11 protein-coding genes and 1 tRNA gene are annotated in these 14375 nt (G+C 58.8%); 4 read left to right on the plus strand and 8 right to left on the minus strand.

Translation table 11 applies throughout. The features are described 5' to 3' along the window. Window positions 1-2 precede the first annotated feature (2 nt). The 3 genes from M8N44_RS05500 to M8N44_RS05510 form a co-directional block, all read right to left on the minus strand. Entirely contained in the window at window positions 3-992 is a 990-nt protein-coding gene (locus tag M8N44_RS05500) for a hypothetical protein (protein WP_102728121.1), read from the minus strand. Window positions 993-1006: 14 nt separating this feature from the next. Continuing rightward, window positions 1007-1456 carry a Jag family protein gene (locus tag M8N44_RS05505; protein WP_022395960.1) on the minus strand — a complete coding sequence of 150 codons (450 nt, stop codon included), beginning with the start codon at window positions 1454-1456 and terminating at the stop codon, window positions 1007-1009. A 240-nt stretch (window positions 1457-1696) separates the two neighbouring features. After that, window positions 1697-2332 carry a hypothetical protein gene (locus tag M8N44_RS05510; RefSeq protein WP_102727145.1) on the minus strand — a complete coding sequence of 212 codons (636 nt, stop codon included), beginning with the start codon at window positions 2330-2332 and terminating at the stop codon, window positions 1697-1699. A gap of 191 nt (window positions 2333-2523) precedes the next feature. On the opposite strand from M8N44_RS05510, the gene katE reads away from it, so the two are divergent. The 4 genes from katE to M8N44_RS05530 all read left to right on the plus strand — a co-directional run bounded on the left by katE (window position 2524) and on the right by M8N44_RS05530 (window position 7235). Beyond that, the gene (gene katE / locus M8N44_RS05515; protein ID WP_102727220.1) at window positions 2524-4779 is read left to right on the plus strand and encodes a catalase HPII; all 2256 of its coding nucleotides are present in this window, start codon (window positions 2524-2526) and stop codon (window positions 4777-4779) included. 450 nt (window positions 4780-5229) lie between these two features. Beyond that, window positions 5230-6372, plus strand: coding sequence for a hypothetical protein (locus M8N44_RS05520; protein WP_102722441.1), 1143 nt, complete (start codon window positions 5230-5232; stop codon window positions 6370-6372). Between the two features lie 56 nt (window positions 6373-6428). Further along, on the plus strand, window positions 6429-6776 hold the full coding sequence (locus M8N44_RS05525) for a hypothetical protein (RefSeq protein WP_146021085.1): 348 nt from the start codon (window positions 6429-6431) through the stop codon (window positions 6774-6776). A 270-nt stretch (window positions 6777-7046) separates the two neighbouring features. Beyond that, window positions 7047-7235 carry a hypothetical protein gene (locus M8N44_RS05530; RefSeq protein WP_022397296.1) on the plus strand — a complete coding sequence of 63 codons (189 nt, stop codon included), beginning with the start codon at window positions 7047-7049 and terminating at the stop codon, window positions 7233-7235. A gap of 93 nt (window positions 7236-7328) precedes the next feature. On the opposite strand, the gene M8N44_RS05535 is transcribed toward M8N44_RS05530, so the two are convergent. The 5 genes from M8N44_RS05535 to M8N44_RS05555 form a co-directional block, all read right to left on the minus strand. Continuing rightward, window positions 7329-7403 (minus strand) — tRNA-Val (locus M8N44_RS05535). A gap of 74 nt (window positions 7404-7477) precedes the next feature. Continuing rightward, window positions 7478-10168, minus strand: a complete 2691-nt coding sequence (locus M8N44_RS05540; protein ID WP_102728118.1) for a cytochrome c biogenesis protein CcsA — start codon at window positions 10166-10168, stop codon at window positions 7478-7480. Between the two features lie 50 nt (window positions 10169-10218). Beyond that, on the minus strand, window positions 10219-10794 hold the full coding sequence (gene rbr / locus M8N44_RS05545) for a rubrerythrin (RefSeq protein WP_022397298.1): 576 nt from the start codon (window positions 10792-10794) through the stop codon (window positions 10219-10221). Between the two features lie 84 nt (window positions 10795-10878). Continuing rightward, on the minus strand, window positions 10879-11505 hold the full coding sequence (locus M8N44_RS05550; protein WP_102722445.1) for a hypothetical protein: 627 nt from the start codon (window positions 11503-11505) through the stop codon (window positions 10879-10881). A gap of 23 nt (window positions 11506-11528) precedes the next feature. After that, window positions 11529-14054 carry an FtsK/SpoIIIE family DNA translocase gene (locus M8N44_RS05555; RefSeq protein ID WP_102722446.1) on the minus strand — a complete coding sequence of 842 codons (2526 nt, stop codon included), beginning with the start codon at window positions 14052-14054 and terminating at the stop codon, window positions 11529-11531. Window positions 14055-14375 lie beyond the last annotated feature (321 nt).

Raw genomic sequence — 14375 nt, forward strand, 5'->3', positions numbered from 1 at the left:
CATCAATCATACCGCGCGGCAGCCAGGCGAGCCCTCCTCAGCTCTTCCCGGAGCTGGTGCGCGCGCCTGCCGCAAACGCTGGCGCGGTCCATGTCCCGCACTTCCTCCAGAACGGCAACCGCCCGGTTGAAAGCCTCCTCACTCTCCGCCGTGTGGGCGTCCCGGTACAGCGCTTCTTCCAGCCGGACCCAGAGGGGATGCACCATGGAGAGCAGGATCAACTGGCGTTCTTCCAGGGGAAGGGAGGGATCATCCGCCCTTTTCCGCCACGCTTCCAGGCATTTCCGGATGGAAGGGGCATCACAGGCCTGGAAGGATTCGCAGAGGAGCGCCGCCGTTTCCCGGTTTTTCTCCAGGCGGCGGGCTGCCGCGCGGGCGTTCAGAAAGGCCGGAACCGTGCAATTCAGTTTTTCCAGGCGTTTCATCGTTCCCGGATAATCCCGGAACCAGGCTTCCGCCGGCACCGGTTCCAACGCCCGGCAAATGGCGGCGGCCTCCTCCGCAGGGTCTCCACCCTTCGGAACGTCATTCACCAAAGTCACCGGGCGCACGCGCCGGGCCTTGTCCGCCAGCAGGGCCGCCTTTTCCCGCAGGGATGCGGCATGCGCTCCCCCTTCCACCAAGTCAAATACACGCCCCCTGGAATCAAGCAAAACCACCGCAGGCAGCACGCGCACGCCATGCTCCGCCGCACGGGACAGGCTGCCGCCTTCTTCCCAATCCTTCACGGAGGGACGTTTGGGCACTGTGACAAACTGCACGTCACGGACATGTTCATCCAGCGCACGGCGTTCTTCCGTTCCTGGACGGAGCGCCTTCAGCCAGCGGGCTTCCGCCGCGCCGGGCTCCGCAGAACCGTACACCACCAGCACGGGAGGCGGCGGAGAAGGAGGCGGGGCGCAGGAAGCGGGGGAATCCTCCGCTTCCGCACGGCCCGGAACCGCCGTCACCAGCGCCAGGCAAACAGACGCAATAACCGCTGCAACCTTCATGAAAACTGCCGGCTTCAGGCGCGCCGGATGGTAATGCGCTTGTAACGGCCGTCGCCTTCCTCGGATTCCGTCGCAATGCCTTCCATGGATTGAAGGGCATTGTGCACCAGGCGGCGGTGGTAGGCGTTCAGCGGCTGCATCTTCATCGGCTTGCCGCTCTCCTGCACGCGTTCGGCCAGGGAACGGGCCTTTTCCAGCAGGCGGGCCTCGTTGCGTTCCCGGTAGTGATCGCAATCCACCTTCACGCGGGGTGCATCCTCCATCTTGCGCTGGATCATGCGGTTGACCAGGTACTGGAGGTCGTCCAGTCTGTCCCCGTCTCCCCCGATGATGTACTGGGAATCCGGGGAGGAAATATTCAGGCACACGATGCCGTCCGCCTCCGTTACTTCAATATCCGCGGAAAAACCCAGGGAGGCCAGAAGGCTCTTCAAACTCTGTTCAGCTATTTCTTGCACCGTCATCACTTTAATTCAATAGGAAAATGGTTCCATACCGGAAAAGCCGCCCCGCGCCATAACGGCATGAGCCTTTTTTCCAATACCCGATTGACATAAAAATCATAACCTATTTATTCCCCGCGTCTATGAAAATTTGTGGAAGTTCCGTCCCATTTCATGTACGCAGCGTACCCCCGTCCCGCTGCGCCGGAAACGCCGCTGCGCTGCTCCCTCCTATTCCGGCTTCCCCTGCTCCGCTCCTGTTTATTCCACCTCCTTCATTCCGTCCGCCCCCTGTTCCAGACGGTATTTTTTCACGGATGCCGGAATTTTTCCTCCTTCCGGATAAGTCTTTACCACCACCGTTCCGTCATCCTCCAGCCTGACGGTTCCCATTCCCGTGCGGCAGCAGCCCACCTGCTTCAGCATGGCAGAGGCGGAGATGCAGCTCTTATCGTCGGAGACATTCGGTTCTTGGGAAATGCGGAAAATGCGCATATATGAAGCTCCTGCTCCCGCTTCATGAACCAGAACCAGTTCAGGAATGCCGTCCCTGTCCAGGTCCACCAGCCTCATGCACGGTTCCCCTGCGGGAGAACCGGCAAAGATTCCCACAATATGGGGCTGGTCCCCGTCTTCCCCGCAGAAATTCATTTCCGCCACCAGATAAATTGAATCTTCACCCGAGCCATGGGAGCGGTCGGCATAGAGATGCACGCGGCTAATCATGCCGTAGGGAATATCCGGATTTTTCGGCACTGAGAGGCTCTCCACCGGTTCCAGATGCAGGGAACGCGGAGGCTTCCCGAACGCCGTCCGCGTGTCCACGGCTACATCCCCGCGGTCTTCCGCCTGCTGCCCTGCTGCGAATGAAGCATGGACCACAGGCAGAAAAGCCATGCCAATCAAACAAGCCTTTTCCATAGATGCCATTCTCTATCATATAAACGTTTCAAGTCGAGTTCTTTTCAACGAATCTCCATCATCCCTGAACGGAGGCTGCTGACAAAACATGACAGAACATCACCGGAAAAAGAGAAGTCGAACCCTTACCCGTATAGAAGAAATTCGGTCCCATCATGAACAAGCAAATGAAAAAAAAGACGCCGCCCATGGAAGACAGCCTCGCTCCTTTCACCGACGGAAAGGAAGCGGAACCCCATTACACGGATACGATTGATCCGGAGCTGATCAAGCCCACTCCGAAGCCTACGCCGCCCAATGCGGAACCCTCCGCTCCCGGCTCCATGAAAATGCCGGACAATACCACGGAAAAAATCAAGGATCTGGACACCATGCGCTCCAACGGCATGGACCAGCCGCTCACAAGCAACCTGGGAGTTAAAATAGCCAATGACCAAAATACACTTAAAGCCGGAAGCAGAGGCCCCTCTCTGCTTGAAGACTTCCACTTTCTGGAAAAAATGGCTCATTTTGACCAGGAGCGGATACCGGAACGCGTGGTTCACGCAAGAGGTTCCGGGGCACATGGCTATTTTCAGGTATACAAGTCCCTTTCCAAGTACACCAAGGCGGGCTTTCTGCAGGATCCGGGAGAAAAGACCCCGGTCTTTGTGCGTTTTTCCAACGTGCAGGGCTTCCGAGGATCTCCGGATACGGTGAGGGACATCCGCGGCTTCGCCACCAAGTTCTATACCAAGGAAGGCAACTATGACCTGGTGGGCAACGACACGCCCGTCTTTTTCATTCAGGACGCCATCAAATTCCCGGATTTCGTCCATGCCGTCAAGCCGGAGCCCCACAATGAAATGCCTCAGGGGCAGACGGCCCACGACTCCTTCTGGGATTATGTTTCCCTTCAGCCTGAAACCCTGCACAACGTCATGTGGCTCATGTCCGACCGCGGCATTCCCCGGAGTTACCGGACCATTGAAGGCTTCGGCATTCACACGTACAAGCTGGTCAATGAAGAAGGGAAAAGCACCTTCGTCCGCTTCCACTGGAAACCGGCGTATGGTAAAAAATCCCTGATCTGGGATGAGTCCCAGGCGTTGACAGGACGCGATCCGGACTTCCACCGCAAGGATCTCTGGCAATCTATTGAAGCCGGGGATTATCCGGAATTCGAACTCGGTTTGCAGCTCATTCCGGAAGAGGACGCAGACAAATTCGACTTCGATATTCTGGACGCCACCAAGCTCATTCCGGAAGCGCTGGTTCCCGTGGAAATCGTCGGCAAGATGGTGCTGGACCGCAACCCGGACAACTTCTTTACGGAAACGGAACAGGTCGCCTTCTGCCCCGCCAACATCGTGCCGGGCATCGATTTTTCCGACGACCCGCTACTTCAGGGCCGCATCTTCTCCTACAGCGACACCCAGCGGCACCGCCTGGGCGGAGCCAACTTTACGGAAATCCCCATCAACCGGCCCGTCTGCCCCTTCCACAATAACCAGAGGGACGGCTTCCACCGCATGCAGATAGACACCGCTCCGGCCAACTACGATCCCAACTCCATCGGGGACAACTGGCCGCGTGAAACGCCCCCGGAAGAAGGCGGTTTCTCCACCGCCCCCCAGCCGGTGAGCGGCGTCAAGGAACGTCTCAGGAGCCCCTCCTTCGCGGAATACTATGCCCAGCCCCGCCTGTTCTGGATGAGCCAGACTCCCGTGGAGCAAAGGCACATCATTGACGCCTTCAGCTTTGAAGTAGGTAAGGTGACGCGCCCGTACATCCGGGAACGGGTAGTGGACCTGCTGACGCGCATTGACCCAAACCTGGCAGCCGGAGTAGCTAAAAACCTGGGCATTGAACTCACGGAGGAACAGCTTAACCGGGAACTGCCCAAACCGGTCTGCGGCCTGGAAAAAGACCCGGCGCTGAGCCTGTACGCCAACCCGGACGGCAACCTCAAGGGCATGCGCGTCTCCCTGCTGGCGGCGGACGGCGTCAGCCTGAAATCCGTGGAGGAAATCTGCAGCGCCCTGCACAAGGAAGGCGTGCACCCCCAGATTCTTGCCCCGCACATGGGAAGCGTGAATACGGAGGAAGGGAAAGACCTGCTTGTGGACGGCACCCTGTCCGGCAACCCCTCCGTCGTGTTTGACGCCGTCATCGTGCCGGAAGGAGAGCAGAGCATTAAAACGCTCCTGATGAACGGAGACGCCAAGTACCACCTGCGCCAGGCATACCGGCACCTGAAAGCCATCGGCCTGCCCGGCGACGCCAGTGAAATGCTGGAAGCAACGGACCTGCCCCGGGATATGGACGACGCCGGGCTGCTCACGCCGAAAGACACCAAGGCCCTGATGAAACCTTTCATCACGGCCATGAAACAACACCGCGTCTGGGCCCGCGAACCCAAGGCGCTGGATTTCGGCGCCTGATTCATTCCCATTCAGAAACCGATTCAATACATCATTAAACAGGGGCTGCCGCACCGAAAGGTGCGGCAGCTTTTTTATCCATAACGGCAGACGTCCAAATGATGCTCCAGGCAAAAGCAGCATTCATGCAGTCTTAACGTTCCATGCGGGATGACCTTTCTCCGGGACAGCCGTAGATTTTTTCCGAAGTGGGTTTCAACCGTTTCCATTTTATCCGGGGAATGTAAGGCACTTCAAGCCAGGGCGCCGCTGGATCAAATTTCAGCCCATCCGCAACCGAAGGAAGGGTAGATTCTCATGAATCCCGTCCAGAGTTGCCCTGACCGTTGAAGAAGCCAGCCCGCATGGAATGTGCAGGCCTTCCATGCCGGATGAGCCGGAGTTCATCATGGATAAGGAGGCGCCAAAGTTGTTCAACTACCTCACTACAACCAATAATAAACAAAAATCATGGATAAAATTACCTCCATCAACGGAATTTTACTGACGGCCCATAATGATTTTTATGAGCATGAAAAAAATAATTCCGTTCACATCACAGAGGATGAACGAACGGCCTGGAACTCCAAGGCTGAAGCATCTGAAGTTAATTCCAAAGTAAGCACGGAAACATTCGATGCCCACAAAGCGGACGCGTCAGTCCATATCACGGAAGAGGAGCGCAACCGATGGAATACCGCTCCCCACTTGGATGAGAGTGGCAATATGACGCTTGCAGGAAGCCTGACGACGGCAGGGACCTACAACGCCAACGGCGGCATCAATATTCCGGTTGATCCTGTCACGGAAACGGACGCGGCGCGAAAACATGAGGTCAGGGTACTTAACGAGATTTCCAATGGAGCCGCTCGGAATTATTTCAATTTTTCCACGCCTCCGTTTGGTAAATTGCTCTCGCCGTTTTCCTGGCTGGCTACCTATTGGCCTAAACCGGCAACGGAAAATGGCTGGGTGGATTTTAATTTCCGATGCGCGCCTTTTGGGCAGGAAAGCGATCGTGGGGGGTCTTATACCGCTGTGACCGGAGTTTTTTTACCACTGACTACCGGTTTGGGATATCAGCGCATGTTCCAGGTTGTCGCTGGCGGATTGTTGAATGTCACGCTTAATGAGGAGTGGTCCGGACCTGACGATTATCCGTTTTCCAGCCCTACGGAAGGTGTATCCATGTGGTGGGATGTTTATTTTGGAGACCAGCTCGCGGACCAGGACAACAAAATTCCCGCGCGCGGGAGGCTTTGCAGATTTAATCACAACACCAAACAGGTAGAGCTGTTGAGCAAGACGGCGCTGCTGCCTGACAATTTCAGGCTGCGGGGGATTGCGATAGGATGGGGAAATGACGGTAATGGGGGTATATGGGTTGTGGGAACCAACGAAAAGACGGCAGGCCGGCTGGAGGCCTACCGCATTTGTGAAAACACATGGCTCACCTCATCCTATCACAATTGTGTCAACATGCAAAATATAAGGCTATTATGTGATAGAGAAGCGCTGGAGGTCGGAGTGGAGCCGTTAAAAACTTACACAGGCCTTTACGGGGAAAAATCCGTAGTGGCGGAATGGTGTGAAATGATGGAAGTTAAATCATGATGAAAGCACAAATACAAATACAATTCCCATTGTTGGGAGAATGGGACAAATTGAACATGACTGCCGTTTTTCCCTCTTCCGGAGGTTTTATAGAGTCCCGCATTTACACGGAGAACGACATTCCTCCTTCTCATGCTCCGGCCCTGGAAGCTGTGGTGGAAGCCCTTGTCTCCATGGGCGCGCCCTGGCAGGTCCAACAGGTGTGGGCGAGAGTGGAGCAGTTCATTTCCAAGGTTCCGGAAGGAGAGCAGGAAAGTCCTATTGAGATGACGGAGGGTGTGGTCCTGACGGTTGACGCCGTCAATGAAAGCGGAGGACACCGGAGATTCACCTCCGTCCATTATCCGGATTTTGTGCTCATGAACTCCGCCGCTGTAGATTTTTTCAAGCATTTTACTAAATAATAGATTGAACATCAACAAACAAGATACTAAAAAAGATAAACAGGCGGAGTCTGGCCGCTGGGGGAGGCGGGTCAAATACCTGATGGCGGCAACCATGGCAGCATCGGGCGCCAGTGGATACGTTAGACATTCCGGGGATGCGGGGGCGGAATACACGGCAAGCTGCCATGCCGCCGCCCTGCTCCGGGAATCAAGGCATATTCCCTATTCCCGGGCACAGCCGGGAACGGACATGCCGTCCGTTATGCAGCAACATGCAAGCAAGTAATCATGTGCACCAGAACCCGCGCTTACCTGACGCTCCTGAGAGAGTACAAGGCCGAGATTGTCATGATTGTAGGCTTTGCTGCCGCTGCAATCATGTATGCCGACATGCGGACGTTCATCAATGAACAAACCCGCACCCTTACCGAAATTAATTTACGCCTTTCCAATCTCGAACACCAAACTCAAAAATAAATATCGCACCCGACCAAGGCCAGAGTGTATCCGCCTGGTAAACCACCTATAAAAGAAAACCCCGCAAGCCATTAAGCTTGCGGGGGTTATTAATGGTACACGGAGAGGGATTCGAACCCCCGACCAACTGTGTGTAAGACAGCCGCTCTACCACTGAGCTATCCGTGCATGAGGTGGCGGGAATATATACCGGAGAACCCGGACCGGCAAGGAGAAAATGAGAAAAATGCGTCCTTCTCCCCCTACCTGATGTCCACGCGCCGGAGCGCGCGGTAATGCAGAATGACGAAGAGGACGCACAGGACGGCTTCAGACCAGTAGAAAATGTCCAGGGCGTCACGGCCGGAGGTGAAGCCGTAAGAGTGCAGGCCCACGCCCAGCATGTTGACGCCCCACCAGGCAAAGGCGATGATGACGCCGCCCACCACGTTGCTGAAGTGGAGCAGCCAGGGGGACAGCCACCCGGCTTTCCGCGCGTGCAGCACGGTCAATTGCCACAGCACAATCATCAGGGCCCCGTTTTCCTTGGGATCCCAGCCCCAGAAGCGCCCCCAGGATTCATTGCCCCAGATGCCGCCGAAGACCGTTCCCACCAGCGTGAATACCAGGGAGAAGCACAGGATGCCGTAAGCCATGCGGTCCAGGGATTGTTCCGTTTTCCTGCCGATCAGGCGCAGGGGGGAGGCCAGCAGGTACACATGGGAGAGCACCGCCGCCAGCAACCCGGCCGCGTACCCCAGCACAATGGTGATGACATGGGTGGAGAGCAGGAAGTTGGAGCGCAGGATGGCTACCAGGGGGTCCATGTGGTCCACGGCCTGGGAGGATTCGTACAGAATGCCCATCTGGCAGGAGAAGGCCCCCAGCAGAAGCCCCGCCGCCAGCACGATGCCCTTTTTGCTGAACAGCTCCGCCACCAGCGCGCAGAGCACGCCCATGCACGCGATGAAGGCGATGGTTTCATACGTGTTGCCCACCGGGGACCTCATGGTGATGAGCACGCGGATGACCAGGGCCGCCGCCAGCACGCCGGTCCCCGCCGCACCCAGCAGCCACGCAGGGCTGAACCCGCCGGGCCGCAGAAAACGGCGCCAGAGGGGAGCGTTGGCGGCAGGACGGAAGAGGGCGCAGAGCAGCAGGCACACGAACGCCGCCACAAAGACGGCCAGGGAGGCATAGAGCGGGTCCAGGCGGTAGTAGAAGATTTCCCTTTCCAGGCTGTGCCGTTCCCCGGCGGAGGCGGCTTCATTGGGCTGCGCCAGTTTTTCCAGCAGCAGTCCTTCCGCCTTCATCCGCAGTCCGGAGGCTTCCGCGCCTTCCATGCCGATGGCCTTGCGTTCCAGCAGGGAGGCCATTGCCAGAAAGGCTCCGGTGGCTTTGTCCGGGGCAGCCGTCCAGAGACGCTCCCCATTCTGGCCCGCAGAGGGGAACCAGCGGGGGAATTCCATCCGTTCCATGGCGGAGGGGTCTTCCAGCATGATACGGGAGCCGAGCATCCAGCCGCGCACCACGTCAAAGTTGCGGGAAAGGGCCAGGATTTCCTTCTGGGCTTCCGTCAAATCCGTTTCTCCCAGCAGCCGGATTTCCCGGACGGCGCGGGTCATTTCCTCCCAGTGTTCCGCAATCTGCGCGTAGGAGTATTTTTTCCGCTTGTCCGCCTGGTCCGGCAGGTGCAGACGCCTGACCACTTCCTCCCGGTTAACCAGGAAAACGGGGTATTGTTCCGCGAATTCCGGGCGGAACATGCAGTCCAGCATCCATTCCACCGGAGAGAGTTTCCTTTTCCCCTCCGGCGTCTCCATGGCAAAGCTTCTTTTGCCCAGGGTCCGGAGCAGATGGAAGCCCGCGTACGTGGAGACGGGCTTCAGGCGGCCGCCGTCCTGGACGGCCATTGCCCCGGCCCGTTCCACCAGGAAGGAGGACCAGGGCACGTAATGCTCCACCCGGACCGGATGAGAGGCAGGCCGGGCCGCCAGCATGCCGACGCCGAAGATTGCCGCCACCAGCACGCAAATGCCTATCAGTCGCAGGCGGCGCTTGCCGCCGGGAGCGGGCGGCTCCAGATGGTCGTCCGCCGCCTCCGCTCCGGCGGGAGCCTGGCCGGGTTTGCGGCGCAGGTACCTTCCGAAGACGCAGGCAAAGTGCCACAGCAGTCCCGCGGCAATGATGTAGGAAGACCATTTGGGCATTTGCTCCAGGGGATTGTGGGAAGCGCGGAGGACGGAGATGAGCCTGCCCGGATGCAGGGAGTCCTGCCCCCAGCTCATCTGGTACAGCGTCCAGCCGGAAAGGCGGAGAGGCTCGTTCATGCGGATGACGGCATCATACTGGCCGCCGGATTCCGGAAAGACGGTTACCTGGGATTCATAGGATTTGGGCTTGGAGGTGCCGGGATAAAATTCCGGCACGAAACGGTTCAGGCGGAGGTCAAACGGCAGGGACTGCTCGTGCACCCGGTCGCCCTGGGGCAGTTCCACCTGGTCCACGGCCACCGTCATTTTATTGCCCAGCATGATGCCGGCCAGCAGCAGCAGAATGCCGCCGTGGGCCACCAGCACGCCCGCGTGCCTCCAGGTCCACCGGACGCGGAACATCCCGCCTATGAGCAGGTTGGCAAACAGCAGGGCGCAGGTAATGCCCATGCCGGGCAGCGGCAGGGAAACCAGGGAGTTTTCCCCGCCCAGCGGCATCAGCACATACGGCGCGCCGAAGAAGGATTCTATGGCCGCCTCCGGCCCCATGGAGGAAGACAGCCGCACCTGATGCAGCGTTCCGGCAAACGTCAGCACCAGCAGGATCAGCATCAGAGCGATGCCCAGCCCGTAGCTTCCGGCGAATTTCCAGAGGCTGCGCCCATATTTCATCCACACCGCATCCGTGCGTTTCCAGTCCATCAGCGTAAGGCGTCCGTAAGTAAAAAGAGGGCCGATCACACGATCAGCTCGTGAAACCGGCCCCAATCATGTTTCTGGAGAAAGGACGATTAGAAGTTGTCCGCCAGTTCTTCAAAGAACGCCTGGGGATGCACGCAGGCCGGGCACACCTTGGGGGCGGTGGAGCCGGTGTGCACGTAACCGCAGTTGCGGCACTTCCACTGGATTTCCTTTTCCTTGGCAAATACCTTGCCTTCGCGCACGTTTTCAGCCAGCTTGAGGTAGCGCGCCTCATGGTGCTGTTCCACAGTGGCAATCTGGCGGAAGGTTTCCGCAATGGCGGGGAAGCCTTCACGGTCAGCCACCTCGGCAAACGTGGGGTACATTTCGGACCATTCGTCGCGCTCGCCGGCAGCGGCGGCCAGCAGGCATTCCTCCGTAGATTCCAGGGGGGCCGTGCAAACGGTGTGCGTTACTTCAACGCAGGCGTCCTTCAACAGCTTGAAGAACACCTTGGCATGTTCCTTTTCATTGTCGGCGGTTTCCAGGAAGATGGCGGCAATCTGCTCATAACCGGCTTTCTTGGCCACGCCGGCAAAGTAGGTGTAGCGGTTGCGCGCTTCGGATTCTCCGGCAAAAGCCTTGAGAAGGTTCTTTTCTGTTTCTGTTCCTTTGATGGATTTCATAAATTAGTCATCTGGTTGCGTAAGCGGGATTATCCTAATCCGGGCTTGCCGAAAAACAAGCTTTTATTGAATGAATCTAAAAAATCATTTTCCTGCCGATTTTCCGGAAAAAGCCTCGCGCCACGGGTCATCCAGCTTGCCCGGAACGCTTTCCAGCTCCCGGAGGATTTTCTCCCGCTCACGGGAAATGCGCTCCTGGTCCGCGGGGTCCGGCGCGGGGGCCTCCCCGGGCACCGGCAGCAGCCCGTCCGGCGTTTTGCCGCCGTCCGGGGAAATCGGCGGGGTGACCTCCTTGCCGTCTTCATCCGTCCCCGGTTCCGGATTGTCCGGGTCCGGGTTATCCTTTTTTCCGGAGCTTTCCGGAGCGGCCAGGTTCCGGTACAGGAACACCAGGTCCCCTGCCTCCACGGCTCCGCTGCGTATGTCCGCCGGAATGCGCGCCCGGCCCATACGTTCCTCCGTCACGATCAGGTTCGCGACCCTGCGGTTTTCCTCCCTGCCCGGAGACTGGGAAATGAGCACGGTTCCCGGCTCGTAAACGTTCCCGGCCAGCGCAATGAGCACATAGTTGTGGCTGGGGTACACCTGCTCCACCTTCCCCACGTACACGGGAGGCCGGGCGGTCTTTTTGACGGGCCGCACCTGCTGGGAGCAGGAGGCGCCCAGCAGCGCGAACGCCGCCAGAGCAGGCAGGGAAAGGATTCGTTTCATGGGGAGGGGCTTTTCTCGTCGTTTCATTCCACCAGCACCTTGCGCGGACGGTTGGTATTGTCCGCCGGGGCAATGATGCCGCGGGATTCCAGCAAATCCATCATGCGCGCCGCGCGTCCGTACCCGATGCTCAAACGCCGCTGCAGCAGGGACGTGCTCACCTTGCGCTCAATGACAGCCACTTCCAGGCATTTGGCGTAGCATTCCTCCTCCGCGTCGTCCAGCGGGCTGTCCGCCCCTCCGCGGGAGGGTTCGTCCAGGGATTTCTGAACCTCTTCATGGAATTTCTGCCTGGCCTGGGAGGCGCAGTGGGCTACCAGGGCTTCCACTTCGTCATCGGAAATAAAGGCGCCCTGCGCCCGCTCCACCTGGGCGGAACCCGGCGGCAGGTACAGCAGATCGCCCTTGCCCACCAGTTTTTCCGCGCCCTGCCTGTCCAGAATCACGCGGCTGTCCGTGCCGCTGGCCACCTGGAAGGCGATGCGCGTGGGAATATTGGCCTTGATCGTCCCCGTCACCACCTGCCTTCTGGGCGTCTGCGTCGCCACAATGAGGTGGATGCCCGCGGCGCGGGCTTTCTGGGTCAGGCGGCCGATGTTCGTTTCAATGTCCGCGCCCACCGTCTGCATCAGGTCCGCAAGTTCGTCAATGATGATGACGATGTAGGGGAAGCGTTCAGGGATGACGCCGTCGTCCTCCAGGTCCAGTTCATCATCCTCTTCCGCGGGCCATTCCCCCTGGGATTCCAGGTCACGGGCAATGGATTCCGCCAGGGCTTCATCCACCTCCCCGTCTTCCGGTTCCTCCGCCTCTTCCGCAGGCGCGTCCGGCGGCCGCTTGTTGAAGGCTTCAAAGTTGCGCACGCCCACCTTGGCAAAGCAGTGGTAGCGGTGCTCCATTTCATTCACGCACCAGCGCAGGGCATTGGGCACTTTCTTGGGGTCCGTCACCACCGGCACAATCAGGTGCGGCAGCTTGGAATAAGGCTGCATTTCCACCACCTTCGGGTCCACCAGGATGAGCCTGAGCTCATCCGGCCGGAATTTCAGGAGCATGGAGGAGATAATGCTGTTGATGCACACGGATTTGCCGGACCCGGTGGCCCCGGCCACCAGCAGGTGCGGCATGGATGCCAGGTCCCCGATCACGGTGCGGCCATACACGTCCTTCCCCAGGGCCAGCGGTATTTTCTTCTTGGGGGAGCAGAAGCCGGGGTCCTGCAAGAGTTCCCGCAATGGCACGGCCACCTTGTTGCGGTTGACGATTTCAATGCCCACCGTGTCCTTGCCCGGAATGGGCGCCACGATGTTCACGCTCTCCGCCTTCGTCGCCAGCGCGATGTCCTTCGCATACTGGTCAAAGGTGTTCACGCGCACGCCGCGCGCGGGGTAAACTTCATAGCGGGTGATGGTCGGGCCGCGGGTAATGTCCCCCGGCGTCACGTCCACGCGGAACGTCGTCAGGGTATCAATGATCTTCTGCTGGATTTCCAGCATTTCATCCTTGTCCTCTTCCGTAGGGCCTTCCGGCTTTTCTTCATAATGCAGCAGCTCAAACGGAGGAAGCTCGTAATCCCGGAATTCCTCCGTAGGCGGCGTGGACAGTTTGGAGAAAGGCTGCTCCCTGGGAGCGGGCTTGATTTCCGCCGGCTTCGCCACGGTAATCCTGGGGCGCGGCGTCAGCGGAAGATGCCCCTGCGTACGCGGTGCGCGGGGGGCGGGAGCGGGGTCTGCGGACCTGGCAGGGGAAGCCGCGGCCACTTCATTATATAAGCCTTCCAGGTCGTCCCCGGTGCGCTGCAGGCGGGGAGAGGATGCCCTGCCCTTTCCGGCCGGCCTGGGGGCGGACAGGGCCGCATCTTCCATGCTGGCCCTCACGCGCGCCGCCTCCCTGGCAAGCTGCGCGGACTGGCGCGCCATTCTTTTCTCCTTCCTGTTCATGCGCCAGGCGCGCCACTCCCGCAGCATGGCGCGGAACAGCGGGCGGGGATGCATTCCCGCGGCATAAACCAGGGCCAGCAGATAGCCCAGCCCGGAAAGAACCAGCACGGCGGACGTGCCGGTCAACGGAAGAAGCAGCCCCGTTCCCAGCAGATGTCCCGCCAGGCCGCCGGCGCCCTGAATCTGGTGGCGCGCCACCCATGCGTCACCCGGCACATGCCCGGCCGTCAGGAACAGGCAGCCGAACAACAGCAGGAAAAGGCCGCCGTACACCACGCTGCGGGGCAGACTTCCACGGTGCAGCAGACGGTAAAGCCCCCACCATTCCAACAGAATGACCAGCATCCAGGCCATGCCGCCCAGCGCCCAATAAAGAATCCCCGCGCCGTACAATCCCGCCACGCCCAGCACATTGGAGGTGCCCGGAATCACCTGACCGGAATCATTTAAATAACTCCAGCCTATTTCCCGCACGTCAAACGTCAGCATGGCCGCAAGCAGCGCAGCCCCGCCCAGCAGGGACACGACGCCCCACGCCATTCCTATCCAAACAGGGGGACGCCCCTCTTCACGCTCAAATGCATGATGCTCCTGCACATCCAATGCCATACCTGCCTTCTATCCTAACAACTCCGCGCCCCCAACTCAAGGCTAAACAAAAGGAGGGGGTCCGGAAGGCCGCAGGTTTCTCCCGATTACGGTGGAAATGACAGATTTCAGGAAGGAAAAACCCGGAAGAGCCTCCTTTCCGGACTCCACCGAACAGCGTCATGCATAGTCCTTCCCTTACCTGCGCAAACGGCTTCATTCCCCTTCAAACCAACACAAATACAGCAATAACCAATTCAACCTTCCTATCTTATTGATTACACTAATTCAACCATATTTCTATTATAAAAAGACATGTTATTCAATACTTGGGCACCTGTA

Source organism: Akkermansia massiliensis (genome assembly GCF_023516715.1).
Lineage (GTDB): Bacteria > Verrucomicrobiota > Verrucomicrobiia > Verrucomicrobiales > Akkermansiaceae > Akkermansia > Akkermansia massiliensis.

What these genes read in the sequence shown, in the direction of transcription:
- M8N44_RS05500 (WP_102728121.1), bottom strand. Translation starts at nt 992, where the DNA reads ATGAAGGTTGCAGCGGTTATTGCGTCTGTTTGCCTGGCGCTGGTGACG.
- M8N44_RS05505 (WP_022395960.1), bottom strand. Translation starts at nt 1,456, where the DNA reads ATGACGGTGCAAGAAATAGCTGAACAGAGTTTGAAGAGCCTTCTGGCC.
- M8N44_RS05510 (WP_102727145.1), bottom strand. Translation starts at nt 2,332, where the DNA reads ATGGCTTTTCTGCCTGTGGTCCATGCTTCATTCGCAGCAGGGCAGCAG.
- katE (WP_102727220.1), top strand. Translation starts at nt 2,524, where the DNA reads ATGAAAAAAAAGACGCCGCCCATGGAAGACAGCCTCGCTCCTTTCACC.
- M8N44_RS05520 (WP_102722441.1), top strand. Translation starts at nt 5,230, where the DNA reads ATGGATAAAATTACCTCCATCAACGGAATTTTACTGACGGCCCATAAT.
- M8N44_RS05525 (WP_146021085.1), top strand. Translation starts at nt 6,429, where the DNA reads ATGACTGCCGTTTTTCCCTCTTCCGGAGGTTTTATAGAGTCCCGCATT.
- M8N44_RS05530 (WP_022397296.1), top strand. Translation starts at nt 7,047, where the DNA reads ATGTGCACCAGAACCCGCGCTTACCTGACGCTCCTGAGAGAGTACAAG.
- rbr (WP_022397298.1), bottom strand. Translation starts at nt 10,794, where the DNA reads ATGAAATCCATCAAAGGAACAGAAACAGAAAAGAACCTTCTCAAGGCT.
- M8N44_RS05550 (WP_102722445.1), bottom strand. Translation starts at nt 11,505, where the DNA reads ATGAAACGAATCCTTTCCCTGCCTGCTCTGGCGGCGTTCGCGCTGCTG.
- M8N44_RS05555 (WP_102722446.1), bottom strand. Translation starts at nt 14,054, where the DNA reads ATGGCATTGGATGTGCAGGAGCATCATGCATTTGAGCGTGAAGAGGGG.